This window comes from Streptomyces sp. NBC_00568 (assembly GCF_026341855.1).
Lineage (GTDB): Bacteria > Actinomycetota > Actinomycetes > Streptomycetales > Streptomycetaceae > Streptomyces.
In genome coordinates, this window is sequence record NZ_JAPENW010000001.1 from 678,152 (window position 1) to 704,527 (window position 26,376).

Below are 26,376 nucleotides of genomic sequence, written 5' to 3' on the forward strand. Positions count from 1 at the left end.
CTTGCCGAAGCCTTAGCAGAAGGTTAACGTCCCGCACCGCACCGCGAATTCGAGCCGCAGCCGCACTCAGACCGCATCCAGGACAAGGACGTCAACATGTCGGCAATGAGCAGCAACTGGGACCGTCGATCCGTATTGAGGGCCGCCGCCGGGCTCGCCGCCCTCGGGCCACTGGCCGCGTGCGGCAGCAACAACGGGCGTTCCGGGGGCGGGAGTTCGGGCAAAGAACTGGTCCAGTACTTCCACGCCTACGGGGAGGCGGGCACCGAGCAGGCCATCAAGAAGTACGCGAAGGCCTACGACAAGGCCCAGGTGACCACGCAGTGGATCACCGGCAGCGACTTCGAGAGCAAGCTGTTCGCCTCGCTGCTCACCAAGAACGCGCCCGACCTGTTCGAGTTCCACCCGCAGATCCAGCTCGTCAAGAGCGGCCAGGTGGCGGACCTGAGCGACATCATCGAACCGGTCAAGGACGACTTCAACCCGGCCGACATCGCCTCGCACACGGTCGACGGGAAGACGTACGGCGTCCGGATGATCGACGACCCGCAGTTCTTCTTCTACCGGCCCTCGCTGCTGGAGAAGGCCGGCGTCAAGGTCCCGACCACCCTCGACGAACTCATCGAGGCCGCCGCGAAGTTGACCACCGGCAAGGTCAAGGGCCTGTTCATCGGCAACGACCTGCACGCGGTGATCAACCCGATGATCTGGTCGGCGGGCGCCGACACCCTCGACGACAAGAACCAGATCGCCTACCACACCGAGGGGGTCAAGGAGGGCCTGAAGAAGATGCGCAAGCTCTTCACCAGCGGCCACCTGCTCCTGGACGCCCCGGCCGACTACTGGGACCCGTCGGCGCTCAACCAGGGCCTGTGCGCCATCCAGTTCTGCGGGATGTGGGCGATGCCCCAGATGCAGAAGGCGCTCGGCGACGACATCGGGGTCTTCGCCTTCCCCAAGGTCACCGACGACGGCAAGCCCTCCGTCTACAACGGCGGCTGGTCGATGTTCGTCAACGCCAAGGGCAAGAACGTCGACCTGGCCAAGGAGTACGTCAAGTGGCTCTGGATCGAGCAGAAGAAGTACCAGGAGGACTGGTCGCTGTCGTACGGCTTCCACATACCGCCGCGCTCATCGCTCGCCGCGTCCGCCACCAAGCTCAAGTCGGGCCTGCCCGCCGAGGGCGTCAAGCTCTTCAGCGAGTACGGGCACTTCGACAACATCGGCTGGACCCAGTCCATGATCACCGCCCTTGAGGACGTCTTCGCCAACTCCGTCCGCAAGGACGGGGACCCGGAGGCCGCGCTCGACAAGGCCGACGTGACCGTCAACCGCGAGCTCAAGAAGCTCTTCGGATAGACCGACGGACGGGCTGCGACATGTCGATCACCACCCCACGCGGAGTCTCGCGCCCCGCCCCGGCCAAGGCCCAGGCGGCCCGGCCGCGGCGGGGGCTGCGGGGCGGCAGCACCCTCAGCTTCTGGCTCTTCACCGGCCCCTTCCTCCTCGGCCTGCTCGTGTTCGTGTACGTGCCGATCGGCTGGAGCCTGTGGCTGAGCTTCTTCGAGGCGCGCTTCACGGTCACCCCGGACAAATTCGTCGGCTTCGACAACTACCGGCAGATGCTGGAGAACGGCAACTTCACCGGGGCACTGGTCACCTTCACCGTCTTCGCCGCGTTCATCGTGCCGCTGACCTGGGCGCTCTCCCTCGGCCTGGCGATGCTGGTGAACCGGCTGCGGTTCATGCGGGCGTTCTTCCGGTCGGTGTTCTTCCTGCCGACCGCGTGCAGCTATGTCGCCGCCTCGCTGATCTGGAAGATGTCCATCTTCAGCGGGGTCCGCTTCGGTCTGATGAACACCTTCCTCGGCTGGTTCGGGATCGAGAACATCGCCTGGCTGGCCAACCCCGAGCCGCCCTGGTACTGGCTGGTCATCGTGACCGCCCGGCTGTGGCTCCAGGCCGGCTTCTACATGATCCTCTTCCTGGCCGCCCTGCAGAACATCCCGCCGGAGCTGTACGAGGCCGCCGCGATCGACGGTGCCAGGCCCGGCTGGCAGACCTTCCGCCACATCACCCTGCCGCAGCTGCGCGCCACTTCGACGGCCGTGATCCTGCTGCTCCTGGTGGCCGCCTACCAGGCCTTCGACGAGTTCTTCAACCTGCTGTCGAAGACCACCTGGGGCCGCCCACCGCTCGTCGAGCTGTACTACACGGCGCTCGGCCAGGCCCAGGACTACGGCGCGGGCAGCGCGGGCGCGGTCATCCTCACCCTGCTGATCTGCATGGTGACGCTGCTCCAGGGCAAGTTCATGGGATTCGGACGCGGGGAGGAAGCCGAGTGACCGCCGTCATGGAAGGCCGGAAGGCCCACGCCGCGCCGCCGAGGAAACGCGGAGGGAACCGGCGTGGCGCCCTCGGCAGCACCGGCCTGTACATCGCCACAGGGATCGCCGGCCTGCTGTTCCTCGTCCCCTTCTACCTGCTCGTCCGTAACGCGCTGTCGACCGACGCCGAAATCACCGGCGAGAACTGGCAGTTCTTCCCCACCGATCTCAAATGGGGCAACATCGGGGAGCTGTTCGACGACCCCACCGTGCCCTTCGCCCGCTCCCTGTGGAACTCCGCCGTCGTCGGTGTGCTGCACACCCTCGGCACCCTGCTGGTCTGCTCGCTCGCCGGCTACGGCCTCGCGCGCATCCCGTACAAGCACGCCAACAAGGTCTTCTACGGAGTACTGGTGACCCTGATGGTCCCCTCCGCCGTCACCTTCGTCCCGAGCTTCGTGCTGGTCTCGTCACTCGGATGGGTGGACAGTCTTCGCGGTCTCATCATCCCGGGGCTTTTCAGCGGTTTCACGTGCTTCCTCTTCCGGCAGTACTTCTTGGGGTTCCCGAAGGAGCTGGAGGAGGCGGCGCGCATGGACGGGCTCGGCTACTGGGGCGCGTACTGGCGCATCGTCGTGCCCAACTCGCTGAACTTCTTCGCCGCGATCGCGACCATCACCTTCATCAGCGGCTGGAACGCCTTCCTGTGGCCGCTGGTCATCGGCCAGAACCCCGAGGCGTGGACGGTCCAGGTCGCCCTCTCCTCGTACATGACGAACCAGACCGTCAACTTCCATCTGATCTTCATGGCCACCGCCATTTCCATCCTGCCCCTGGTGTTCGTGTTCCTCTTCCTCCAGCGCTGGCTGGTGCAGGGCATCGCGCAGACCGGCATCAAGGGCTGAACTAGGAGACGCATGTCTTTCCGCACCTCCCCCGGACCACCGGCCTCTCCCCCGTCCGTCACCGACTACGTCGAGGACTTCTCCCCCGGCAGCGGCGCCCTGCCGCCACGCGCCTGGTACCCGGCCTCGGACGCCAGGTCCTTGTCACTGAACGGCAGTTGGAGCTTCCGGCTCTCGCCCACCGCCGACGCCGAGGACGACTCCTTCGCGGCCGAGGGGTACGAGGCCGGGGGCTGGGCCGAGGTCCGGGTCCCCGGCCACTGGGTGCTGCAGGGCCATGGCGCGCCGATCTACACCAACCACCTCTACCCGTTCCCGGTCGACCCGCCGCGCGTGCCGACCGAGAACCCGACCGGTGACCATCTGCGCCCCTTCGAGCTGCCGTCGGACTGGCCGGCGGACGGCGGCACCGTGCTGCGCTTCGACGGCGTCGAGTCCTGTGCCCGGGTCTGGCTGAACGGCACGGACCTCGGCGAGTTCAAGGGCTCCCGACTGCCGCACGAGTTCGCCGTGGGCCATCTGCTGAGGCCGGGCGGCAACGTGCTCGCGGTCCGGGTGCACCAGTGGTCGGCGGGCTCCTATCTGGAGGACCAGGACCAGTGGTGGCTGCCGGGCATCTTCCGTGACGTCACCCTGCTGCACCGCCCGGCGGGCAGCGTGCTCGACTTCTTCGTGCACGCCTCCTACGACCACCGCGAAGGCCTGGGGACCCTGCGCGTCGACTCCGACGTCGACGGGCGGGTCCTCGTGCCCGCCCTGGACATCGATGTCGGGACCGGCACGGCGGTCACGGTGCCGGTGCTGCCGTGGACGGCCGAGACGCCCCGGCTCTACGACGGCGAACTGGTCACGGAGGGCGAGCGCGTCCCGCTGCGCATCGGCTTCCGTACCGTCGCGCTCGAAGACGGTCTGATCAAGGTCAACGGCAGGGCGGTCCTCTTCAAGGGCGTCAACCGGCACGAATGGCATCCGGAGAAGGGCCGCGCCCTCGACCCGGAGACCATGCTCGCCGACGTGCTGCTGATGAAACGGCACAACATCAACGCCGTGCGCACCTCGCACTACCCGCCGCACCCCGCCTTCCTCGACCTGTGCGACGAGTACGGCCTGTGGGTCATCGACGAATGCGACCTGGAGACCCACGGTTTCACCGAACAGGCCTGGCGCGACAACCCCGTCGACGACGCCCGCTGGACACCCGCGCTGCTCGACCGGGCGGCCCGCATGGTCGAACGCGACAAGAACCACCCGTCCGTCGTCATCTGGTCCCTCGGCAACGAGGCCGGCACCGGGCGCGGTCTCACCGCCATGGCCGAGTGGATCCGGGGCCGCGACGGCTCGCGCCTCATCCACTACGAGGGCGACATCGACTGCCGTGACACGGACGTCTATTCGCGCATGTACGCCCCTCACGCCGAGGTCGAGCGGATCGGCCGGCGGCTGGACGGCGGCGGCCGACGGCGGCGCGAACTCCCCTTCATCCTCTGCGAATACGGACACGCCATGGGCAACGGCCCCGGCGGCATCGCGGACTACCAGGCCCTCTTCACCTCGTACGACCGCGTCCAGGGCGGTTTCATCTGGGAGTGGATCGACCACGGCGTCCAGGACGAGCGGTACGGGTTCGCGTACGGCGGTGACTTCGGCGAGGAACTGCACGACGGGAACTTCGTCTGCGACGGACTTCTCTTCCCCGACCGGACACCGTCCCCCGGGCTCGTCGAGTACAAGAAGGTGATCGAGCCCGTCCGCATCGACGGCGGGGCCTCGTCCGCCGCGTCCGAAGGCGGCCGGGCGCTGGGCTCGGACGGCACCGTGCGCGTCACCAACGGGTACGACTTCGCGGACCTCTCCGCCCTCGCCTTCGAGTGGTCGTACCAAGTGGACGGCGAGACCGTCGAGTCGGGCCCGCTCTCGGTGCCCGCGCTCGCAGCGGGCGAGTCGGCCGACGTCAAGCTGCCGACGCCGCCCGCGGACCCGCGGGGCGCCGAGAGCTGGTGGACCATCCGTGCGGTGCTGGGCGAGGAGACGCCGTGGGGGCCGCGCGGCCATGTCGTCGCCTGGACCCAACTGGCTGTCACAGAGTCGGTGTTGCCACACCTGACGCCGACCGGCGCTCCGGTGCCGGGCGGGCGGGTGATCACCCTCGGGCCGGGCACCTTCGACGCCCGCACCGGTGCGCTGCTGACGATCGGCGGGGTCGAGGTCACCGGCCCGCGACTGGACGTGTGGCGCGCCCCGACCGACAACGACAACGGAGCGAGCTGGCAGCCGGACGCCCGCCACGGGACGCTCTGGCGCAAGCTGGGCCTGCACCGGATGCGGCACCGGCTGGACGGGGTGGAGCCGGGCGACGACGCCCTGACCGTACGCACCCGGGTGGCGCCCGCGGCCTGGGAGGTGGGCCTGCGCACGGTGTACCGGTGGACCTCCGACGGCACGCGGCTGCGGCTGACCATGTCCGTGGCCCCGGAGGGCGACTGGACGCTGCCGTTGCCCCGGCTCGGCGTCCGGCTCGGGCTCACGGGCTCCGCGGACCGGGTGACATGGTTCGGCGGCGGTCCCGGCGAGGGCTATCCGGACACCAAGTCGGCTTCTCTGATCGGCCGTTGGGAATCGACGGTCGACGAGATGCAGACGCCGTACGTGCGCCCGCAGGAGAACGGCGCCCGGCCCGATGTCCGCTGGGCGCGGATCGGGGGCCTGCGGATCGAGGGCGACCCGTCCTTCTGGTTCACCGCGCGCCGCTGGACCACCGAGCAGCTGGACGCCGCGGACCATCTGCCGGACCTGCGGCCGGGCGACACGGTCTGGGTCAACCTCGACCACGGCCAGCAGGGCATCGGTTCGCAGTCGTGCGGCCCCGGCGCGCTTCCCCCGTACCAACTGCGGGCCGAGCCCGCGGAGTTCTCGTTCGTCTTCTCGGAGATCCATGACTGACACCGTCATACCGACCGCGGCCGGACGGCTCTTCAGCCGTCCGGCCGCGGTCGCGTCCTGCGTCGCGTTCGTCCTCATCGGCATGATCCAGGCGTTGTACGGTCCCGCTGTGCCGGGTCTGCGTGCGGAGTTCGGCCTGACCCCGTCGGCGGCCGGACTCGGCCTGAGCCTTCACTTCACCGGTGGGGTCGCGGGCGTCCTGGCCTTCAACGCCGTTCACGCCCGGATCAGCAACCGGGCTTTGCTGGGCGCCAGTTACGGGCTGATGGCGGCCGGAGCGGCGGGGTTCGCGCTCGCCCCGAACTGGCCGCTCGCCCTCACCGCCGCCTTTCTCGGGGGCCTCGGCTTCGGCGGTGTCGACTACGGCCTCAACCAGTTGTTCGCCGTCGGCTTCGGCGACCGTTCGACGGCGATGCTGAACGTCCTGAACGCGCACTTCGGCATCGGCGCCGTGCTCGGGCCCGCGTTGATCGCGTGGGTGGGGCCCGACGACTACCCGTACGCGTTCGGGGCGTGCGCGGTGCTCGCGGGCGGGCTGGTCCTGTGCACGGGCGGGGTCCGCGGCGGGGCGGCGGAGACCGCCGCCCCAAGTGACCGGGCGGCGCCCGTCTCCGGAAGCGGGCCGCTCTCCCGCGTTCTGATCGGCTTCCTCGTGCTCTACATCCTGAACGTCGCCGTCGAGGCGGGCGTCGGAGGCTGGGAGCCGACGCATCTGGAGACCGTCGGCTACAGCGCGACCGTCGCCGCGTCCGCCACCTCGGTGTACTGGCTGATGATGACGGCGGGCCGTTTCCTCGTCGTCCCGGTCGCCCTGCGGTACGCGCCCGAGCGCATCCTCGCGGTCTGCGCGGCCGGCATGACGGCGTGCCTGCTGCTGGCGCTGATGCCGGGGGCGGCCCCGGTGGCGTACGCCGGTGTGGGGCTGTTCATCGCACCGGTGTTCCCGACGGGGCTGACCTGGCTCAACAGCGCGCTTCCGCAGGCGGGGAGAGCCGGGGCCTGGGTGATCGCGGCGTCGATGATCGGCGGCGTCGCCGCTCCCCCGCTGCTCGGCGTGGGTATCGAGGCGTCGGGCATTCACGCGGTGCCCTGGCTGCTGACGTTGCTGTCGGCCGCCTCGCTGGTGGCCACCGTCCAGCTGATCCGGCTGACCAGGAGGTCCTCGCCCCGAGTGCCGTGAACCACGATCGGCGGGCCCGTCGGCGGCCCCGCGGGGGGGCGCACCAGCGGGCCGGTCGCGCGGTCGGGTGACCGCGCGACCGGCCTGTCGTCCCGCCTCCGCGCCGCCCGTGGGGCTCAGTGGTCCGCGCAGCAGGGTGTCGGGTCCGGCACCTCGAAGGGAACCAGCGTCCCGCCCGCGGCGGGCATCGCCGCGAGGACCAGTCGGCCGTCGCGCCACTCCGGACGCACGTGGTCGCGCGTGACCAACCGCCGTTCCGTCGGGACGCCTTCGGGCGCGCCGAGCACGGCGATCCGGTCCACCGCGGAGACTTCCAGCAGTCGCGTGACGGTCACGGTGCCGGTCAGGGCCTCGGCCCCCGGGTACAGGACGGCGCGGCCACCCGTGCGCGCCGTGTGCTCGGCGGCGGCGTGGGCGGCGCCGGCCGCGAGGTCGTCGGGCCCGTGCCGCTCGCCGCCGAAGGCAACGCCCAGGACGACACCGGGACCCACGTCAGGACCGGCTCCCAGCGGGCCGCCCTCGACCGTCCCCACGCCGACGCCCACGCCCTCACCGGCACCGGCACCGGCACCGAGGCCGGTGCCGGTGCCGGTGCCGGATTCGGTCCCTGTGAGCCGCAGCCAGGCCGCGCGGGCCGCACGCTCCGACGGCAGGGCGAAGGACAGCGCCGTGTGCGGCCGCCGTCCGTCCCGTACGTGGTGCGTGCACCCCAACACGTCTTCATGCAGGTCGAGTTCGACAGCCAGCGCACGCAGCAGGCGGTCGGCCTCCCGCAGGGCTCCCGTGTGACCGGTGTCGACTCCGACGACGTACGGCTCGGTCACGACGGGAGGACCCACACCGGGTTGGAGTAGAACCACAGGTCCTTCCACGGGTCCGCGTCGCCGACGACGTCCACCGCCGGACCGGCCGGGTCGACCGCCGCGCCCATCAGGCCGACGGCGGAACGGTTGCCGTCGGTGCCCCGCAGACGGACGTACACGGGCCGGTCGACGGCGCCGAGGTCGTAGGTGAGCCGGACCGTGCCGGCCGATTTGTTCACCTCGTAGGACCGGGTGACCCGGGCGGTGGGAGCCGTGATCGTGTCCCGGTCCGCGACCGGGCCCGTCACATCGCCCTGGATGACGTCGACGCGCGCCAACTTCGGGAGGAAGCCCGCCCAGTTGGGGCCGCCGGCCAGTCCCAGGTCGACGGTGAGCGTGACCCGGGTGCCCTTGCGCACGTGCAGCGCGCCGCCGAGGGTGGCCCAGCGGCCGCCGCCCGCGACCCGCGCGTCGAGACCGCTGATGAGCTGCCCGTGGTCGACCCACACCCGGCCGACGCGGATGCCGTCCATCACGGCGGCGTACGAGAATCCGTCGGCGCCGACGTGCGTGCGGCTGTACTGGCCGGGCCAGTAGTCGCCCTGGGTGAGGTCGATCCTGCCGCCGTAGACCGGGTCGGTGTGCCTGCCGTTGGCGGTGAAGTCGCTGTCCGGTCCGCCGCGTACGGCGGTGTCCGTGTAGACCTGGTGGGAGTCGGAGTTGGCGGTGATCCATCAGGGCTTGCCCTCGGCGAGCAGGCTGTCCCACAGTCCGCCGACGGTGGCGGTCATCCAGTCGAAGCCGCCCCAGGTGCGGTAGCTCTCCAGCGGGTACCCGGCGAAGGCGGCGGCGCTCGGGCTGTTGTCGTAGATCCCACGGGCCCGGCCCATGCCGAGCGGTGCGGCCAGGCCTGCGGCCTGGTGGCCCGGGGCACCTTCGAAGCCGACGGCGATCTGCCGGCCGGGGGCGGTGGCGTCGCGCCAGCCGCGGATCTCGTGCGGCGAGTCCACACCGCGCCGCGCCGGGTGGTTGGCGAGCATCAGGGCGTCCTTCACCTTGCGCCGTTCCACCTGCTGCGCGAGGAAGTTGAGGCCCGCGATCGCCAGCGCCTCGTTGGCGGGCGTCGAGTCGGAGGCGCCCTTGACGCTGCCGTCGTAGTCGGTCTCGAACTGCTTGAGGACCACGACCTCGTTGCGGCCCGGGTGGACGAAGACGGTGCCGTGCTCGGCGGCCGGGATGTTCCACTCGAGGCCCTGGAAGACGAGCGTGTCCTCGTACGCGTCCCGGGCCTCCTGGATGTCCGGGTTGACCTTCTCCACACCGATCTTGGCGTGCGTCTCGCTGCCGTGGTCGGTGATGACCATCCAGTCCAGGCCGTGTGCGGCACCCTGCCGGACCTGGTCGCCGACGCGGTACTTGCCGTCGCTGCTGTACTGGGTGTGGATGTGGTGGTCGCCGGCCAGCCACAGGAAGCCGTTCCTTCTCCGGCCTCCCGCGGAGGCGTACGCGGGGGGGGGCGGCCCCCTGCGCGAGGACGCCTCCGGCGGCGAGACCCGCGCCGAGCAGCCCCGCGCGGCGCAGCAGCGAACGGCGAGACTGCTGCTCGGGAGTGAGCGCCTCGTCGGGCACGGAGGTGTCGAAGGCGGCGGGCAGCGGGGCGCCCGTGTCCTCGTGGCCGTGATGGTGGTGATGGTGATGCCCGTGCTCGTGTCCGTGCGTGTGCCCCATGACCGTCTCCTGAGTCCCGCCCCGCCCCTGCGGGAGCGTCATGAGGAGATTCGGCTCGGAGCATGAACGGCATGCGGCGTACTCGTGATCGCGGGTGCGACCTGGACCGGTCAACTGCCTTTGTCAGTAAGGCGGTTGACCGCCAGGGTGTCCGTTGCGTCAGGACTTCCGTGGAGTTCGGGTCCGGTCAGGACTAGGGTTCCGCCTAGGTTCCCTAGGAAAACTCTCCGTGGCGCAAAGGTGGTCCTCCATGGCTCGTGCCGGGCTCACGACCGAACGGGTCGTGCGGGCCGGGGCCGATCTCGCGGACGAGATCGGCTTCGAGAACGTCACCGTGTCGGCGCTGGCCCGGCAGTTCGGGGTGAAGGACGCGAGCATGTACGCGCACGTGAAGAACGTGCGGGAGCTGCGACAGCGCATCGCGCTGCTCGCGTCCGGCGAGATGATCGACCGGATCGCCGCCGCCGTGGCCGGACGGGCCGGCAAGGACGCGCTCGTCGCCTTCGCCGACGCCTATCGCGCGTACGCGCTGGAGCGCCCCGGACGCTACCGGGCCACCCACACACAGCTCGACCCCGCCCTCGTCGCCGGGACCACGGCCTACCGCCGCACCGCCGAGGTCACGGCCGACGTCACCTACGGCATGCTCCGCGGCTACGGGCTGTCCGAGCCCGATCTGACCGACGCCGTACGCCTGTTGCGCAGCACCTTCCACGGCTACTGCAACCTTGAGGCGATCGGCGGATTCGGCGCCTCCCGCGCCGTGGAGACGTCGTGGCGGCACGCGCTGGACGCCCTGCACGTGGCCCTGGAGAACTGGCCCCGCGCCGAGGACGAGGATCTCGGCTGACCCGCGCCCTCACTCGGTGCCGGCGGGTCTCAGCGGGCTCGTCACCGGATTGCTCAGATGCTGATAGATCACCGAGCTGCGGAAGTTGACGATCTCGCGCCGCTTGCTGAAGCGGTCCAGCAGGAAGGAATGCAGCTGGTCGACGTCCGGGACGGCGACATGGACGAGGAAGTCATCGCTGCCCGAGACGACGAAGACCGACAGGACCTCGGGAAGACCCGCCGCGTACTGCTTGAAGCCCTCGAGGACCTCGCGGCTCAACGGCCGTACCTGCACGGACAGCAGGGCCTGGACAGGACGGTTGAGGGCGCGCAGGTCGACGGCCGCGTGATAGCCGGTGATCACGCCGCGGTTGCGCAGGGCCCGTACGCGCTCCAGGCAGGTCGACGGGGCGATGCCGAGCTTGCGGGCCAGCTCCCGGTTGGTCTGCCGCGCATCGCGCTGAAGGTGTTCCACGATCGCCGAATCAAGTTCATCCATGACCGCCACTCTTCCCATTCCACCGAATTGAATTCGGCAGATCGTCCGACCATCGCACCGACTGTCTACGTTCGACACAGGATGCCGAACAGTGACCGGGGGGCCGTGCCGATGAACGTACGAACGCGACGGAGTCCGAGCACGCGGACGAAGCGGGGGCCGAAGGCCGTGCGGACGGGGCTGGGGCTGCGGACCGGGACGGCCCTGTGCATGGGGGCCGTCCTGGGGCCCGGGGTGCTCGCGCTGCCGTCCTCGGCCGCGGCGGCGGCCGGGCCCGCGTCGGTGCTCGCCTGGGCCGGGCTGATCGCACTGAGTCTGCCGGTCGCCCTCGTGTTCGCGGCGCTGAGCGCCCGCCACCCGGACGCGGGCGGTGTCTCGGCTTTCGCCCGCCGGGCCTTCGGGGAACGGGCCGCCGCACCCGTCGGCTGGTGGTTCTACTGGACCGTCCCGCTCGGTGTACCCGCCGCGGCGCTCATCGGGGGCGCGTACGTGGCCGACGCGACGGGCCGGGGCGGCGCCACCGCGACCGGGGTGGCGGCGCTCGTCCTGGCGGCCGCGGTCGGGGCGAATCTGGCCGGCCTGCGGACCTCGGGGCGCGCGCAGCTCCTCATGGCGGGGCTGCTCACCGTGCTCCTGATCGTGACGATCGCGGTGAGTTCGGCTCATCTGCGGGCCGCGCACTTCACGCCCTTCCTCCCGCACGGCTGGTCCTCCGTCGGCAGCGCGGCGGGCGTCCTGTTCTTCGCCTTCGCCGGATGGGAGGCGATCAGCCATCTGTCCGGCGAGTTCACGGCGCCGCGGCGCGATCTGCCCCGCGTGACCCTGCTCGCCTGGGCCGTCGTCTCCTGCCTGTACCTGGGCCTCGCGGTGGTCACGACCGGCGTGCTCGGTGCCCGGGCCGGGACGACATCCACCCCGCTCACCCTCGTCCTGGAGCGCGGGATCGGCCCGTACGCCCATGGCGTCGCCGCCGGTGCGGCGGTGCTGCTGACCTTCGGCGCCGTCAACGCGTACCTGGCGGGCGGGGCGCGGCTGGGTGCGGCGCTCGCGCGGTCCGGGTCGCTCCCCGCTCCGGCGGGTCTCGGCACCAGGGGAAGCCTGGCCCTTCTCGCTGTCCCCTGCGCGGCCGTCCTGCTGATCGCGGCGCGGGGCGTGATCGGCCTGGAGGTGCTGCTCAGGGCGACTTCGGCGTGTCTGGCGGCGGTGACGCTGGCCGGAATGGCGGCTGCCGTCGTGCTGCTCCCCCGGCGCGGCGCCCTGCGCCGCGCCGCGGTCGCCGGGTGCGCGCTGGTCGCGGTGGTCGTTGCCTGCTGCGGGGTCTACCTGGTGGTTCCGGCGGTGCTAGGCGTCGCCGCGCTGTGCGCTGAGCGCCTGCACCTCCGCGTAGTCCGGGGCGCCGCCCCGCGGGGTTCCTCCGGCCCGGATGTCCAGGGCCGTGTCCAGGGCCGCGCCCAGCGCGCGCCGGTAGAGCAGGGAGCCGAGGCTGACCCGGCGTACGCCGAGGTCGCCGAGCTGGGGGAACGTCGGGCCGAGGGGTGAGTAGAGGATGTTGAGCGGCACGTCGAACGTCGTCACCAGATCGGCGATGCGGCCCGGGTCGCTCAGCCCGGGGACGAACACGCCGTCCGCTCCCGCCTGTACATAGGCGTCGAGGCGGCGGCAGGTCTCGGCGTGGCCGCCGTCGCCGAGCCAGTACGTGTCGGTCCGCGCGTTCACGAAGAGCTCGGGCACCGCGGCCTTGACGGCCGCGATCTTCGCCGCGTGCGGGCCCACCGGCCCGAGGCCGTCCTCGATGTTGATGCCCGCCGCCCCGGCGTCGGCCAGCTCGCGTGCCAGCCCGGCCACATCGTCCGGGTCCTGGCCGAACCCGTCCTCGGCGTCCACCGACAGGAGGAGACCTTCTCCGCCCAGCTGCCGGGCGAGCCGGAGCGTCAGATCGCGGGTGGCCGCCGCGCCGTCGGGCAGCCCGGCGGCAGCGGCGACGCCGAGGCTCGTCGTCCCGACGGCCGCGAAGCCCTGCCGGGCGAGGGCCAGCGCGGAGGCGTGGTCCCAGGCGTTGGGCAGAAGCAGCGGGGCGCCGGCGTGATGAAGGGCGGCGAACGGAGTGGCGACGGGAGTCATGACACCTTCCCCACGGCATCGGCGTAGTACGTGGATCCCCTCAGGTGCAGGGCGAGTTCACGGAACGACCAGCCCTCACCGGGCGACCGGTCGAGCTGGTCGTCGGTCAGTGCCCCGAGCCGGTTCGCCCAGATCCGGGCGAGCCGGGTCAGCCGGCTGCGGGCCTCGTCCAGATCGTCCTGGGTGAACGGGGCGAGATCCGCTTCCGTCGTGGTCGCCGAGGCGTGCCAGTGGTCGGGCAACGGCTCCTCGCCCACGAGGCGTGCCTCCAACTCGGCGAGGTGGTCGACGAGATGGTCGGCGACCCGGCGGATCGCCTTGTGCGGGGTGTACACGCGATCGTCGACATGGACCGGCCGGCCGTCCCAGGCGGTCCAGCTCGCCGCCAGGTCCAGCACCTGACCGACCATGGCGGTGACGGCCTCGGCCGGGTCTTCCCTCTGCGCATCGGTCATGCGGAAACGCTAACGGCGGAACAGTTCGGCGCGGGCCGAACCGTGCCTGGTCCCCCTGAACCGTGCCTGGTCCCGCAAGGCTCCTCCGTCGAGCTCGAGTCAGGGCCGTGAAGCGACCGGCTCGAGTTCGGGGCCGTGAAGCGACCGGCTCGAGTTCGGGCCCGTGAAGCGACCGGCTCGAGTTCGGGGCCGTGAAGCGACCGGCTCGAGTTCGGGCCCGTGAAGCGACCGGCTCGAGTTCGGGGCCCGTGAAGCGACCGGCTCGAGTTCGGGGCCCGTGAAGGGACCGGCTCGACGCCCGGTGCGCCGGCCGGTGCGGCCTACCATCACCTCTCATGGCCACAGTGATCTTGACAGTCGGGCTGGCGTTCATCGGCTACCTGGCGACCTATCTCAACGGACTGCGCCTCACACAGAGGCAGGCCCGCCTGGCTCGGGTCAACCTCCAGCTGAGCGACTTCTACGGCCCGCTGTTCGCGCTGATGGAAGCCAACAGCCGCGTCTACGACACCTTCTCCGAGATGTTCGCCCGGCCCGACGGCCGCGATCCCTTCGACCACGAGACACCTCCCACCGAGGAGGAGCTCACCCGGTGGCGTACCTGGGCCACCACCGTCTTCATCCCCAACATCCGGGCGATGCGCGACGTGGTGGTCACCAAGGCCGATCTCCTCATCGAGGAGGCGATGCCCCCGGCCCTGCTCCAGCTCTGCGCGCATGTCGCCGGCTACGAGATCACCGCCGCGCGGTGGGCCGAGGGCGGCTACGAAGACCACTTGTCCCTCATACCGTTCCCCGGCATGGAGTTGAGGGAGTACACCCGCGACCGGTTCACCCGGCTGAAGAGCGAGCAGGCCGGACTGCTGGGGCGCCGGCCCGGGCGCCCGGACCGCCGACGGCGCGGCGGAGGAGCTGACTTGGTGTGATCCGACAATCTCGCGCGACGAGGGATAGCCGCGGGTCGCCCATCGCGTCGTGATGGTTGCCAAGAAGGGGAGGGTCGATGAAGGCGTCGAGTCACGAAGAGTTCCGGGAGTTCGTAGCAATGCGCTCCACCGCGCTGCTGCGGCTCGCGGTGCTGCTCACCGGCGGGGACCGGCATGGCGCGGAAGACCTGCTGCAGATCGCGTTGATGAAGGCCTACGGGCGCTGGGCGCAGATCGAGCAGCCCGAGGCGTACATCCGCCAGGTCATGTACCGCCAGCAGGTCAACCGCTGGCGGCTGCGCAGACACAGTGCAGAGACGACCGTGCCCGTGGTGCCCGAGTCCGGCGGGGAGGCCGGCTCCGAGTCGGACTCCGAGTTGCGGATCGCGCTGTGGGCGGCACTGGGCCGTCTGACGAAGCGGCAGAGAGCCGTGGTCGTCCTGCGCTACTTCGAGGACCTGCCGGAGGCCGAGGTCGCGGCGCTGCTGAGGTGCCCGGTCGGCACCGTGCGCAGTACGGCGCACCGGTCGCTCGCGAAGCTCCGGGCGCTCGTGCCGGAGCTCGGGCCCGAAGGGCGCGCGAAGGAACAGATGCAGCCGCTCAGCTACACGTCGAAGGGGATCCAGGGATGACGACGGAGCAGGTGGAGGAGAAGGTCAGGGAGACACTGCACGCGGTCGACCTGGACCGGGTCCGGGCACCCGGGGACCTGGTCGAGAAGGTGGTGCGGCGGCGCGGCCGGCGCCGCTTCTCGCAGGCCGCGGGGGCGGCGGTGGCCGTTGCCGCGATCACCGTGGGAGCGGTGTTCGGCTTCGGGGGCGGCGGCGCGGCCGAGCAGGACAGGCCCGTGCGGCCGGCGGTGTCGCCGGAGGGCTGGAAGCCGTGGCAGAGCGACACCCCGGGCGCCAGCGAGCGGGGCTGCCTGGTGGACGGTTCCGCGCTGTACTGCAGCGGGTCCAAGTACGACGCCGCGAAGATCGACGCCAACACCGGCGAGCGGCTGTGGACCGTCAAGGTCAATCGCGAAGGCGACAGCATCGACCACGCGTTCGCCGTGCGCGACGGTGTCGTCTACGCCTACCGCAATCACACCGCGAAGAACGAGCCGGGCGGGGACTACGCGGGCGGTACCGATCTGATGGCGGTGGACGCCGATACCGGTGATGTGCTGTGGAAGGTCCAGATGCCGCAGGACGACCGCACCGACCAGGCCGCCATGCTCATCGACGGCGCCGTGCTGGCCAACACCCCGTCACTGCGCACGATGTCGGCCCTCGATCCGCTGACCGGCAAGGAGAAGTGGCACCACACCTGGGACAAGGGCATCGCATGCCAGCGGGCGGTGCTGGGCGGTGTGCCCTATCTCGTCTGCGTGCGGGACTCCGAGAACCCCGACCACACGGACGTCTTCCGTCTCGATCCCGCCACCGGAAACGCCACGAAGGTCATGACCCTTCCCGGCGGCCAGCAGCTCTTCGGGACCTCGGGGCCCTCGAGGACCCGGCTGGTCCTGGGCGGAAGGCGCGATGCCGCCGGCGACGTCCGGCTGACCAGCATCAGCGTCTCCGGGGAGCGGACCTCGCACACGTACCGGATCAAGGAGCAGCTGGCCAACGCGGATGTCGTCGGTGATCGTGTGATCGCGGTGTCCTGGAAGGGCAAGGCCTCGGCCTACTCGCTGACCACGGGAAAGACCCTGTGGACCGCTCCTGTGGGCGTCACGATGCCCGACAAGGCCATGTTGGCGGGCATCGCGTCTCCCGCGGTGTCGGCGGGGCAGGGCGTCGTGTACTTCTTCAGCCCGACCGGAGATCTGTCCGGCCTCGATCTCCGCACGGGTGAGCGGGTCTGGCGCGGTCACGTCGACCTGGGCAAGGGGACGCGCGACCGCGGGATGACGCCGCAAGTCCTGCTGTACGAGGATGCGCTGGTCGTCCGGAACGGCAGCAGGATCGTCTCTCTCCTGCCACGGATCGGGAACTGACCGAAGGGTCATGGGCCGGGCGGCACCCCGTCCGGCCCATGACCCAGGTCGTGCATCGGTCGCGCTAACGCCAGATCGTCTGGACCGAGTCGAACTGGACCCAGGTGATCGGGTTGCCGCTGGTGGCGCCGTAGATCGTCACGGAGCCGGCGGTGTTCACCTCGAAACGGCAGGCGTTGATGCCCTGGCTGTTGTTCCGGGGGCTCGTGGCGCGGACGTACCAGGTGGGCGGCGTCATGGCCGCCGGCAGCGTGGCGATCTTGGTGTCTGCGGCGAGGTTGCAGGTGATCGCGCCGCGGGCCTGGAGGAACGTGGTACCGAGGATGGTGACGGTGCGGACCTGCGGGGTCGCGCCGGGCTGCGGGGTGATACCGGTCTCCAGCTCCAGATTGGTCCACGCGGTGGCGTCGACGGCGGCGGCCGCCGCAGGGGTGGCGGTGGCGACGGTGCCGACGGCGACGGCGGCGGGCAGGCCGAGAGCGGCACCGAGGATGCTACGGCGGCTGTGGGACATGGTCGTTGGTCTCCTTGACGAGGCCGTGTGGGGAAGGGCGGAGGGGGCGGGTTCAGCGCCAGACGGCGCTGAAGCTGTCGAGCTGGGCCCAGGTGATGACGTTGGTGGAGTTCCCGCCGAACAGGCGCAGTTGGCGGTCGGTGCCGGCCTCCACGCGGGCGACGCAGTAGCCGCCGACGTTGTTGCGCGGGACGTTGCAGCGGGTCTCCATGCTCGGGGAGAGCGTGTCGGGCAGGGTGCCGATGACCGCGTCGGCGTCGAAGCTGCCCTTGATCCCGCCGCTGAGCTGGAGCGTCGTCACGCCGCTGACACTGATGAGGCGCCCCTTGGGAGCGTTCTGGTCGACGGTGACACCGGAGACGAGGGGGATCGTCTGCCAGTCGGTGAGCACCTTGACGCCGTCGACCTCGGGGGTCCCGGAGAACGACGAGATGGTGCAGGTGCGCGCCCCGCTTGCGTCGCCGGCGAAACCGAAGTGGAGGTAGGCGACCCCGCCCGCCACCTCGACGGCCATGCCTTCGGGCTCGCGCCATTCGAGACACGGCGCCGCGGTGATGGGCTGCCGGTCCAGGACATTCCCGGTGGCCCACTCGACAGCGGTGATGCAGGTGTTTCCGGGCGGAGCGACCTTGTCGTAGCTCTCTCCGTCGAGCAGGTAGAGAACGCCGCTGTGGGACGCGTACGCCTGGAAGGTGCCCATGACGCCCGTGGGCTCCGCCAGCCGCTGGCGAGCCTGGAAGACGCCGGCCGCCGCCTGGGCCAAGTCGTACCGCTCGTAGTACCTCACGCCGTCGACGGCGAACCGGATGACGAGCTCGTTGGTGCTGCGGTCGATGGTGGGGGTCACGGAGGTGGCGCCCGCCTGGGGGGTGTACGGCGTGCTGTGCAGGGAGGATCCGTAGTCCAGGACCGTCCCGCTCTGGAACGTGAAGTTGGTGACGGTGGTGCCGATACCGTCCACCTTGTTGTTGACCAGGGTTTCCTTGGATTTCGTCTCGGTCCACAGCCGGATGACGCCGCCACGGTTCTCGACACCGAGACTCACGCCGTGGCCGAACCCCCGCAGGTACATGTAACCGGTGATCGTGCCCGACCGGTTGAGGCGCGTCACGCACATGTCTCCGTGAATGCGCCGGTCGTCGCCGGAGACCGGCCCGGACTCACCGCTGAGGGTCAGACCGCCCTCCGCCACCTGGAGCACGAAGATGTCGCCGGACACCGGTTCGATGCCGAACGACTGCATCACGGTGCCGTTCTTCAGCGGGCGACGGTGGAGCAGCCTGCCCACCGGTCCCGCGATGTCAATCTGTCCTACAAGGGTCACGCTCAACGACGCTGCTCCTTCTCGCACGTTCCTGTGCTGTCATGCTCAGGGCGGCGCAAGTGTCGCATGAGCTGGGCCGATTCAAGACTGCGCTGGTCAGAGGCGGTTGGGTTCCATGAGGGCGCCTTCCCGGGTCATGGCGTTCGGATGCCGCCTCAGCTCGCCGCCCTGCCACCCGCGCTCCTGCCGATGGCCAGGTCCGAACGTGCCGCCTTGTGCAGCGCGTTGAGTGCCTCTATGAGCGCGGCGCTCAGTTCCCGGCGGTCGGCGGGAGAGCGGTCGGACGGGTCCCGAGCACACACCAGGATGGCCCAGAGACGCTCATTGACCGTCATCGCCACCCGCGAAGCCGCTTCGTCCCCCAGCAGCACCAGGCCTTCGAACAGGATGGAACGCCGGGCCTCCGCGGCGTCCATCGCCGACAGCGCCTCGGAATCGTCCTCGCCACGCTCGCGTGCTTCGACGGCCTGCCGGGCGGCCCGATTCGCTTCCTTCACGCAGGAGACGTACTCGATGTAGGTGTCGAGCTTGCGTTCGTCCCACCGCGTGGCCATGCTCTGCCGGAACTTGACGCGCTCCGCCATGCCGGTGGCGAGGAACGACGTGACCGCACCCAGCAGGACTCCGACCAACGTGATGATCTGACTTGCCATGCGGATCAAGTTAGCGGTCACCCGAGACGGGAGATCGGAGATCGGCTACAGCAGGCCGAGGTCGCCGAGTTCCTTGTGCAGGTCCGCGCGCGGGTTGTCGGCGCCCGGCTGCGGGGTGCGACGCGGGGTGGTGTCCAAGGCGCCGGGCGAGGGGGCGGCCGAGTGCACCCGTGCGCGACGGTCCCGGAAGAGCCAGGCCCCGAGCAGGCCGCCGATCAGGCCGCCGAGGTGTCCGAGCCAGCTCACCCCCGGCGTCCCGGGTACGGCGACGGTGAGCAGGTAGGCGAAGGAGGCCGCCATGACGACTCCGATCAGCGTGTCGATCAGATGCCGGTCGAAGATCCCGCGGACCACGACATAGCCGAAGTACCCGAAGATCAGCCCGCTGGCGCCCACCGTCTCCACGCTGCCGCGCTCGAAGAACCACACCACGAGCCCGCTGGTCACCGCCACGAGCAGACTCAGCCCGAGGAAGCGGACCACGCCTCGGTAGGCGGCGAGGAATCCGAAGACGAACAGGGGGCCGGAGTTGCTCTCGATGTGCGCCCAGCTCCAGTGCAGGAAGGGCGCGCTGAGGATGTCGGGCAAGGTGGCGAGGTCGCCGGACACGAGCCCGTAGTCCCGCGAGAGGGCGTAGTGGTCGGCGTAATTGGCCAGTTGCACCAGCCAGACGATCGCGAGGAACCCGAACATCACGAAGAACGCCTTCCGCGCCTCCGCGATCATCCGCTCGGCATCGACCGGGCCCCTGCCGGTCCGGTCCTGGTCCGACCCACCCATGGCACGCTCCCCTCCCCCGGCGGATCCGCTTCCGCTCACCCCGAACTCTAGGGAATCCCGGCCGCGACGACCGCCCCGGCCGTCACCTCCCGTCATCCGCGCCGGGCCTCCTCGCGCGCTCCTGTCTCACGACCACCGACGGCCCCGAGGTCGCGCCTTCCCCGCCGGGGGAAACCTCGAAACGGAAGCCGGCCGTGTCCCCCGGCGCCCAGGTGACCGTCACGTCGTGAGCGCCCGGCCCGCCTTCGTCGATCGCATCCACCCGTACGGACACCAGCTCCGCGAGCGGGACGGGCTCCGGCTCGGCGGTGAGGCGGACAAGGGCGACGAAGAGGGAGGCGTCGTCCCCGGTGACGCCTTCCCCCGCTCCGGACAGGCCGTGCACGGGCACGACTTCGGAGCGTACGCCGTCCCGCGCGGCCCAGCCCGTGACCCGTACCGGCGTCCCGGGCGCCGCGCCCGACACCAGATGGGCCCGCACCTCCACGGCACCGCGGGCGATCACGAGGGAGGCGGCCCGGATGCCCTCCGACACGGTGTGCCGGGACGCCGCCCAGCCCTCTCCGGCCCCCAGCGGCTCGATCCCCGTACGGCTCGCGTCGGCACCGACGATCACGCTGTTGTCGTTCGACGGCGAAGGCTTCGTCACCGTCGAGTAGGCGAGCCGTGTGTAGTACGGGTCGTAGCGGACGTCCTCGCTGCCGTGGTTGTGAAGGCGCACCAGACCGTCCGAACGCGTCGACTGGATCAGCCAGTTGGGTGGTCCGACCGGGGTCACCGCGTCAGCGAGTTCCGCCGGGCCCGGCTCCTCCGTGGCCGTCCAGACCTCGTGCTCAGGGGGCAGCAGCAGACCGACGAAGGCCTTGCCGGCCCAGTAGGGCGAGGCGGGGCCGGAATACTTCTGCAGGAACGCCTCGTCGGGGCCGTGCCAGCCGAGGGTGAGCAGTCCCTTGTCGTCCACCGCGCCCCGGTCGAGGAAGTAGCGCAGGGCACCCGACGCGAGGCGGCGGGTCTCGCCCGGGGACAGGGGTGTACGGCCGGTGAGCGCGCCGAGCCAGAGGGGGGCGGTGGTCGCGAAACGGTAGGTGAGCGAGCGGCCTTGGAGCATCGGCGCGCCGTCGCCGCCGAACAGGCGGGCGTAGTCGCCGAGATGGGTCTCCAGGCGGCCGGCGTACAGATCGAGGAGCCGGGTGTCGTCCGCCAGCCACGCGTGCAGCACCGGGTAGAGGTGCATCGCCCAGCCGTTGTAGTAGTCGAACTTGCGCCCGTGCCCGTCGGTGTACCAGCCGTCGCCGAGGTACCACTGCTCGATGCGCTCCAGGCCGCGGTCGATCGCGGCGCGCGACGCCTCGGGCTCGTACCCGATCTCCTGGAGGAAGCCGCCGACCGTCACCGGGAACAACTCCCAGTTGCAGGGCCAGGGTTCGGCCGTCAGCGCGTCGCCGAGCCACTCGGCGGCACGCTGCCGCACGCCGTCGTCCAGGCGGTCCCACAGCAGCGGCCGGGTCAGCCGCAGCGCGAGCGCGATCGACGCGGCCTCGACGAGTGGCTGGCTGCGGTCCTCGACTCGGGGCCAGACGCCCGCGGTTCCGGCGGCGAGCCCCTCCGCGTAGCGCTCCAGTACCTTCTCGTCACGGCGGAAGGCGGCCGGCAGCAGGGTACGGGCGTACCCCTCCAGGCCGTCGGAGAGCCTGCCGGACGCGCTCGTGTGCGTTCCGGGGAAGTGGTAGAGGGCTCCGTCGTCGCTGGCGTACGGCGCGACCGCGGCGAGCAGGGAATCGGCGACCGCCTCCCAATGCGCGCGGGTGCAGCCGGTGTAGGGGCTCAGGGCGCGGTCCTCGGACGGCTCGGAAGGCTCGGAGGGCTGGGAGAGCATCAAATGGGCTTCCTGTCCGGTCTGTTGGCGGACACCACGCCCCGGACGGCCGGGGTGGGTACCTGGGGCGCCCCGGTTCCGGTCGGAACGCCCCAGGGGCTCATCCCACCCGCACCAGAGCCTTCGGCACCAGATGCAGGGCGAGGAGTTCGTCGCGGACCAGGGCCGCGTACACCGTGGCGCCGTGCACCGAGGTGTGGGTGTTGTCCCGCTTCTCGTTGTAGAGGTAGATCGCCTTGGAACCCTCGACACCGAGCGATTCGACGAGGGCCTTGGTCTTCGCCGTGAGGTCGATGAGCGGCACGTCCTCGGCGGCGGCGACCGAGCGGATGACGGCCGGATGGTCCACGCCGAGGCCGTTCACCAGCAGCGCGGTGCCGTTGTTCAGGGTGCCGTCCGCGTTGAACCAGCGGCGGACGATCGGCGTGACGAGGACGGGCTCGCCGCCCCGGGCGCGGACACCCGCGACGAGTGTCTCGAGGTTCGTCCGGTACGTCGCCTCGTCGGTCGTCTTGTCGTTGTGGGCGAGCTGGATGAGCACCAGGTCGTGCTCGCGGACGAGCGGCTGGACGGTCGGGAAGAGCGCCGGGGTGGCGAGGTAGGTGACCGTACTCTCGCCGGAATCCGCGTAGTTGGCGACGGAGAGGCCCCTGCGGAGGTACTGCGGAAGCTGCTGGCCCCAGCCGGAGTACGGGTCACCGGGCTGGTCGCAGACCGTCGAGTCGCCGACCAGGAAGATCTGACGGGTATGCGCGCGAGTGTCCGCCGGCCGGGCGGAGCGGGGTGCCCGCGGAGCGGCCGGGGTCACCCGGATGTCGGTCAGCGCGGGCGCCGAACCTCCGACGACGAGGTCCAGACCCGGGGTGCCCTCGGGACCGGTCGGTTCGCCCTCGGGGGTACGGACGTTCACGGTGAAGCTGCGCACCGCGGGCCGGCCCGCCTCGGTGACGGTCTCGGGGAGCAGCGAGCGGCGGGTCTCGCCGCTGATCGACGTACTGGCCGCGGCATCACCGCCCAGCAGCACCGTCACGTCGTACGTTCCCGGCGGGACGTCGAAGTGACAGGCGGTCGCCGTGCAGTTCTCCCTGCCCAGCACGGGCCGCCCCGGTCGGGCCTGGGCCGGGGTGGCCGACAGCGCACCCGCGGCGGCCACCGCCAGCAGCGGCACGGCGATGGTGAGACGTCTCATGTGCGGCTCCTCCGGAGGGACGACAGGACGCCAGGGCGGCAGTGACAGCGACAGGGCCTGGCGGCAGGACCGTATCGTCATTGGCAAGCGCTTCCTAGTCCGCGGCCTCATTTCATGTGACTGTCAACTTCCACGAATCGAAAGCCCTTTCGCGAAGTCGATTCGACTGTCACCCTGCGAAACACCCGCACCCCCACCTCCCGAAGGAGGCACCCCCATGTCCGGATCCCTGAACAGACCGGTCCGACGCCGCGCCTTCGTACTCGGCGGAGCTGCCGCCGGCACCGCGGCCCTCGCCGGGCCGCTCGCGACCGCCGCGACCGCCGCGGCCTTCGGCTGGAGCGACGACGGCTCGAACTACGTCGTCGACACCGGCGCGAGCCTCGTCTTCAAAGTGAGCAAGAGCAATGGCGACCTGACCTCGCTGGTCTACCGGGGCACCGAGTACCAGGGCTACGGCGGCAAGAACTCGCACATCGAGTCCGGCCTCGGCACCTCCACCGTGACGATCACGCAGTCCGGTACGACGATCCTGATCTCTGTCGCCCACGGCACGCTCAGGCACTACTACGCGGCCCGCAGCGGCGAGAACAACATCTACCTGTGGACCCACAAGGCCGACACCTCCGTCAGCGCCACCCGCTACATCGTGCGCGTCAAGGCGGGCCTGTTCCTCAACGACGAGCCCGATTCCTACACTTACGCGCCCACCGTCATCGAGTCCGCGGACGTGTTCGCGAAGCCGGACGGCCAGACCCGCTCGAAGCACTACGCGAAGCGCCGCGTCATCGACTACTCCGCGATCGGCTGGACCACCGGAAGCGTCGGTCTGTACGTCGTCCGCTCCAACCACGAGAAGGCGTCCGGCGGCCCGTTCTACCGCTCCCTGCTGCGCCACCAGAGCGCGGACGGCGGCGGCCTGTACGAGATCCTGTACTACGGCGAGAACCAGACCGAGGCCGAACGCTTCGGCCTCCAGGGCCCGTACGTCATCGCCTTCACCGACGGTGGCACACCCTCCTCGTCGCTGTTTCCGGGCACCCTGACCACCCCGTGGGCGGACTCGCTCGGCATCTCCGGGTACGTCGCGGCGAGCGGCCGGGGCAGGGTCGCCGGCGTCGGCATCTCGGGACGCGACACCGCGTACGCGTACACCGTCGGGCTCGCCAACCCGGCTGCCCAGTACTGGGGTTCGGCGCGCTCCTCGGACGGCTGGTTCTCGATCGGGGGCGTCCTTCCGGGGACGTACACGCTGAAGGTCTTCAAGGGTGAACTCGCCGTCCACACCACCTCGGTGACGGTCACGGCCGGTGCCACGACCACGCTGAACACCATCGCCATCGCCTCCTCGAACGACCCGGCCAACGCGAGCGCCATCTGGCGGATCGGCACCTGGGACGGCACTCCCGCCGGGTTCAAGAACGCGGACCTGATGACGTACGCGCATCCGTCCGACGTCCGGGCGGCCGCGTGGACCGGCAACGTGGTCATCGGCGGCGGCGGCGGCGAGACCGCGTCCTTCCCGGCGTACATCTGGAAGGACGTCAACAGCGGCCTGCTGGTCTACTTCAAGCTGACGGCCGCACAGGCCGCCGCCGCGCACACCCTGCGGATCGGGGTGACCACCGCGTACGCGAACGGACGACCGCAGGTCACGGTCAACAGCTGGGTCTCGTCGATCCCCTCACCGCCCACCCAGCCGAGCACCCGTTCCCTGACGGTCGGTTCGTACCGCGGCAACAACAACACGTTCACGTACAGCGTCCCGGCCAGTGCCTGGCTCACCGACACCAGCCGGTACAACGTGCTGAGGATCGACGTGGTGAGCGGTTCGGGGACGACGTCGTATCTCAGCGCCGGCACGTCGATCGACGCGCTCGATCTGCTGGCCTGAAGCCGGTGTCGGTGATGCCGGAACTCACGTGCCGCGTGTCCACTGCTGGTTGGTGCCCGCGTTGCAGGTGTACGTGATCAGGGCCGCGGAGTTGGCGGTGGACGCGGCGGACACGTCCAGGCACTCGCCGGAGGCCCTGGCCTTCAGGAGCACATAGCCGCCGGAGGCCGTCACCGACCACTGCTGGGCGGTGGCGCCGGAGCAGTTCTCCTGTGTGACGCCGGTGGCCCCCTCGGTCAGACACAGGGAACTGCCCCGGCCCATCAGCTCGTAGTAGCCGCCGCCCAGGGACTTGAACCAGAACTTCTGGTTCGCCCCGCCGTTGCAGGTGTACTGGGCGAGCCCGACGCCCTGCCACAGCGACTGGTTGGGCACGTCGGCACACTTGGCGGAGTGACGCGCCGTCAGGGTCTCGTAGGCGGCGCTCGTTCCGCCGGTGGTCCCGGCGGTCGTGTCGACGGTGATCTCCGGGGACCAGGACAGGGACATCGTGGTCGTCGTCGGGAAGGCGACCGGCAGCCACACGTACCGGGAGTCGTTGACGGTGCCGCCGAAGGAGTTGCCCCAGCGGTCGCCCATATAGAGGTACGAGGTGCCCGAAGTCCCCTGCACGGGAAGGACGTACGCGGTCTGCGAGCCGTACGCCGTGGAGTCGCCGACGTTGGTCATCGCGGTCCAGGGACCGGCGAGCGAGGTCGCGGTGGCGTACTGCTGCTGGTTGGCGCTCCAGCCGGTGGCGGCCGACGTCAGCATGAAATAGACGCCGCCCCGCTTGAACAGCGCGGGCGCCTCGCGGTGTCCGCCGTGCCAGGGGTCGGCCACCAGGGCCGCGATGCCGGTGTAGTCGGCGGTGAGCCGGTAGATCTGGAGGTCGTAGTTCTCGCGGGCGGCGGAGACCATGTAGCCGGTGCCGTCGGTGTCGACGAAGGTCGTGATGTCGCGGGACATGTACTGGCCGAGCGGCTGGAAGCTGCCCCGGTAGGCGTAGGCGCCGTCCACCGTGTCCGACACGGCGACGGCGGCGCGCGCCTCGCTGTAGTCGACGCCGTTCTCCTTGTGCATCCACATGACGAACTTTCCGGTGGACGCGTTGTACATGACCTTGGGTCGCTCGATGTAGGCCGTGCCCAGCTCGGCGGCGCTCGACTGGGTCAGGACGTGGTTGCGGAACTCCCAGTTCTTCAGGTCGGTGGAGCGGTACGCGTCGACGTACCGGAAGGTGTTGTCGGCGTTGCGGTTCTCGCCGAACCAGTAGTAGTAGCTGCCCACCTTGACGACCCCGCCGCCGTGCGCGTGCAGCGCGGCGCCCGAAGTGTCGGTGAACCGGGTGCCGTTGGTGATGGTCTGGGCAGCCGCCTGGGCGGGCCCGGCGGCGAGGAGTCCCCCGGCGACGGCCAGACAGAGGGCGACGAGGAGGGCGTACGCACGTCTCAGCGCGTGACGCTTC

The 26,376-nt window shown here is 70.5% G+C and carries 21 protein-coding genes and 2 pseudogenes; 11 read left to right on the forward strand and 12 right to left on the reverse strand.

The genetic code is table 11. The features are described 5' to 3' along the window. Positions 1–96: 96 nt before the first annotated feature. Genes OOK38_RS02895 through OOK38_RS02915 form a run of 5 tightly spaced genes read left to right on the forward strand, consistent with a single transcriptional unit; the run spans position 97 to position 7,352 of the window. Positions 97–1,359 carry an ABC transporter substrate-binding protein gene (locus tag OOK38_RS02895; protein WP_266763654.1) on the forward strand — a complete coding sequence of 421 codons (1,263 nt, stop codon included), beginning with the start codon at positions 97–99 and terminating at the stop codon, positions 1,357–1,359. Positions 1,360–1,379: 20 nt separating this feature from the next. Further along, positions 1,380–2,345, forward strand: coding sequence for a carbohydrate ABC transporter permease (locus OOK38_RS02900; protein WP_266763653.1), 966 nt, complete (start codon positions 1,380–1,382; stop codon positions 2,343–2,345). Beyond that, complete coding sequence (locus OOK38_RS02905; protein ID WP_266763652.1) at positions 2,342–3,232, forward strand: carbohydrate ABC transporter permease; 891 nt, start codon at positions 2,342–2,344, stop codon at positions 3,230–3,232. The genes OOK38_RS02900 and OOK38_RS02905 overlap by 4 nt, the downstream gene beginning before the upstream one ends. A gap of 12 nt (positions 3,233–3,244) precedes the next feature. Beyond that, positions 3,245–6,172, forward strand: coding sequence for a glycoside hydrolase family 2 TIM barrel-domain containing protein (locus OOK38_RS02910; RefSeq protein ID WP_266763651.1), 2,928 nt, complete (start codon positions 3,245–3,247; stop codon positions 6,170–6,172). Next, the gene (locus OOK38_RS02915; protein ID WP_266763650.1) at positions 6,165–7,352 is read left to right on the forward strand and encodes a sugar MFS transporter; all 1,188 of its coding nucleotides are present in this window, start codon (positions 6,165–6,167) and stop codon (positions 7,350–7,352) included. The genes OOK38_RS02910 and OOK38_RS02915 overlap by 8 nt, the downstream gene beginning before the upstream one ends. A gap of 116 nt (positions 7,353–7,468) precedes the next feature. Here the strand turns inward: OOK38_RS02915 and OOK38_RS02920 are convergent, their stop codons facing one another. Together OOK38_RS02920 and OOK38_RS02925 are read right to left on the reverse strand one after the other, a co-directional pair. Beyond that, positions 7,469–8,176, reverse strand: coding sequence for a hypothetical protein (locus OOK38_RS02920; RefSeq protein ID WP_266763649.1), 708 nt, complete (start codon positions 8,174–8,176; stop codon positions 7,469–7,471). Next, positions 8,173–9,883 (reverse strand): annotated as a pseudogene (locus OOK38_RS02925) (PHP domain-containing protein). Before OOK38_RS02925 ends, OOK38_RS02920 begins: the two are co-directional and overlap by 4 nt. Positions 9,884–10,133: 250 nt before the next feature. Here OOK38_RS02925 and OOK38_RS02930 point away from each other — a divergent pair. Next, the gene (locus OOK38_RS02930; protein ID WP_266763648.1) at positions 10,134–10,733 is read left to right on the forward strand and encodes a TetR/AcrR family transcriptional regulator; all 600 of its coding nucleotides are present in this window, start codon (positions 10,134–10,136) and stop codon (positions 10,731–10,733) included. 9 nt (positions 10,734–10,742) lie between these two features. Here OOK38_RS02930 and OOK38_RS02935 read toward each other — a convergent pair whose 3' ends face one another. Beyond that, entirely contained in the window at positions 10,743–11,213 is a 471-nt protein-coding gene (locus OOK38_RS02935) for an Lrp/AsnC family transcriptional regulator (RefSeq protein WP_266763647.1), read from the reverse strand. A gap of 111 nt (positions 11,214–11,324) precedes the next feature. On the opposite strand from OOK38_RS02935, the pseudogene OOK38_RS02940 reads away from it, so the two are divergent. Next, positions 11,325–12,536, forward strand: a pseudogene (locus tag OOK38_RS02940) (APC family permease); the annotation flags it as partial. A gap of 18 nt (positions 12,537–12,554) precedes the next feature. Here OOK38_RS02940 and OOK38_RS02945 read toward each other — a convergent pair. Together OOK38_RS02945 and OOK38_RS02950 are read right to left on the reverse strand one after the other, a co-directional pair. Further along, positions 12,555–13,334, reverse strand: a complete 780-nt coding sequence (locus OOK38_RS02945; RefSeq protein WP_266763646.1) for an isocitrate lyase/phosphoenolpyruvate mutase family protein — start codon at positions 13,332–13,334, stop codon at positions 12,555–12,557. Further along, positions 13,331–13,789 carry a hypothetical protein gene (locus OOK38_RS02950; protein WP_266763645.1) on the reverse strand — a complete coding sequence of 153 codons (459 nt, stop codon included), beginning with the start codon at positions 13,787–13,789 and terminating at the stop codon, positions 13,331–13,333. Before OOK38_RS02950 ends, OOK38_RS02945 begins: the two co-directional genes overlap by 4 nt. A 335-nt stretch (positions 13,790–14,124) precedes the next feature. Here OOK38_RS02950 and OOK38_RS02955 point away from each other — a divergent pair, with 335 nt between their 5' ends. The 3 genes from OOK38_RS02955 to OOK38_RS02965 all read left to right on the forward strand — a co-directional run bounded on the left by OOK38_RS02955 (position 14,125) and on the right by OOK38_RS02965 (position 16,699). Continuing rightward, complete coding sequence (locus tag OOK38_RS02955) at positions 14,125–14,715, forward strand: hypothetical protein (RefSeq protein WP_266763644.1); 591 nt, start codon at positions 14,125–14,127, stop codon at positions 14,713–14,715. A gap of 77 nt (positions 14,716–14,792) precedes the next feature. Next, positions 14,793–15,347, forward strand: coding sequence for a SigE family RNA polymerase sigma factor (locus OOK38_RS02960; protein ID WP_266763643.1), 555 nt, complete (start codon positions 14,793–14,795; stop codon positions 15,345–15,347). Then, positions 15,344–16,699 (forward strand): PQQ-binding-like beta-propeller repeat protein, encoded by a 1,356-nt coding sequence (locus OOK38_RS02965; protein ID WP_266763642.1) that lies wholly within the window; start codon positions 15,344–15,346, stop codon positions 16,697–16,699. Before OOK38_RS02960 ends, OOK38_RS02965 begins: the two co-directional genes overlap by 4 nt. A 64-nt stretch (positions 16,700–16,763) precedes the next feature. Here the strand turns inward: OOK38_RS02965 and OOK38_RS02970 are convergent, their stop codons facing one another. The 6 genes from OOK38_RS02970 to OOK38_RS02995 all read right to left on the reverse strand — a co-directional run bounded on the left by OOK38_RS02970 (position 16,764) and on the right by OOK38_RS02995 (position 23,035). Continuing rightward, positions 16,764–17,213 carry a hypothetical protein gene (locus OOK38_RS02970; RefSeq protein ID WP_266763641.1) on the reverse strand — a complete coding sequence of 150 codons (450 nt, stop codon included), beginning with the start codon at positions 17,211–17,213 and terminating at the stop codon, positions 16,764–16,766. A 52-nt stretch (positions 17,214–17,265) separates the two neighbouring features. Next, positions 17,266–18,537, reverse strand: coding sequence for a hypothetical protein (locus tag OOK38_RS02975; protein ID WP_266763640.1), 1,272 nt, complete (start codon positions 18,535–18,537; stop codon positions 17,266–17,268). Positions 18,538–18,692: 155 nt separating this feature from the next. After that, entirely contained in the window at positions 18,693–19,190 is a 498-nt protein-coding gene (locus tag OOK38_RS02980; protein WP_266763639.1) for a hypothetical protein, read from the reverse strand. Positions 19,191–19,235: 45 nt separating this feature from the next. Further along, entirely contained in the window at positions 19,236–19,970 is a 735-nt protein-coding gene (locus OOK38_RS02985) for a rhomboid family intramembrane serine protease (RefSeq protein WP_266763638.1), read from the reverse strand. 82 nt (positions 19,971–20,052) lie between these two features. Then, on the reverse strand, positions 20,053–21,846 hold the full coding sequence (locus OOK38_RS02990) for a DUF2264 domain-containing protein (protein ID WP_266763637.1): 1,794 nt from the start codon (positions 21,844–21,846) through the stop codon (positions 20,053–20,055). Positions 21,847–21,946: 100 nt separating this feature from the next. Next, positions 21,947–23,035 carry a rhamnogalacturonan acetylesterase gene (locus tag OOK38_RS02995; protein WP_266763636.1) on the reverse strand — a complete coding sequence of 363 codons (1,089 nt, stop codon included), beginning with the start codon at positions 23,033–23,035 and terminating at the stop codon, positions 21,947–21,949. A gap of 217 nt (positions 23,036–23,252) precedes the next feature. On the opposite strand from OOK38_RS02995, the gene OOK38_RS03000 reads away from it, so the two are divergent. Beyond that, positions 23,253–24,929 (forward strand): rhamnogalacturonan lyase B N-terminal domain-containing protein, encoded by a 1,677-nt coding sequence (locus OOK38_RS03000; protein ID WP_266763635.1) that lies wholly within the window; start codon positions 23,253–23,255, stop codon positions 24,927–24,929. 24 nt (positions 24,930–24,953) lie between these two features. Here OOK38_RS03000 and OOK38_RS03005 read toward each other — a convergent pair whose 3' ends face one another. Next, complete coding sequence (locus tag OOK38_RS03005) at positions 24,954–26,363, reverse strand: RICIN domain-containing protein (RefSeq protein ID WP_266765907.1); 1,410 nt, start codon at positions 26,361–26,363, stop codon at positions 24,954–24,956. Between the last annotated feature and the right edge of the window lie 13 nt (positions 26,364–26,376).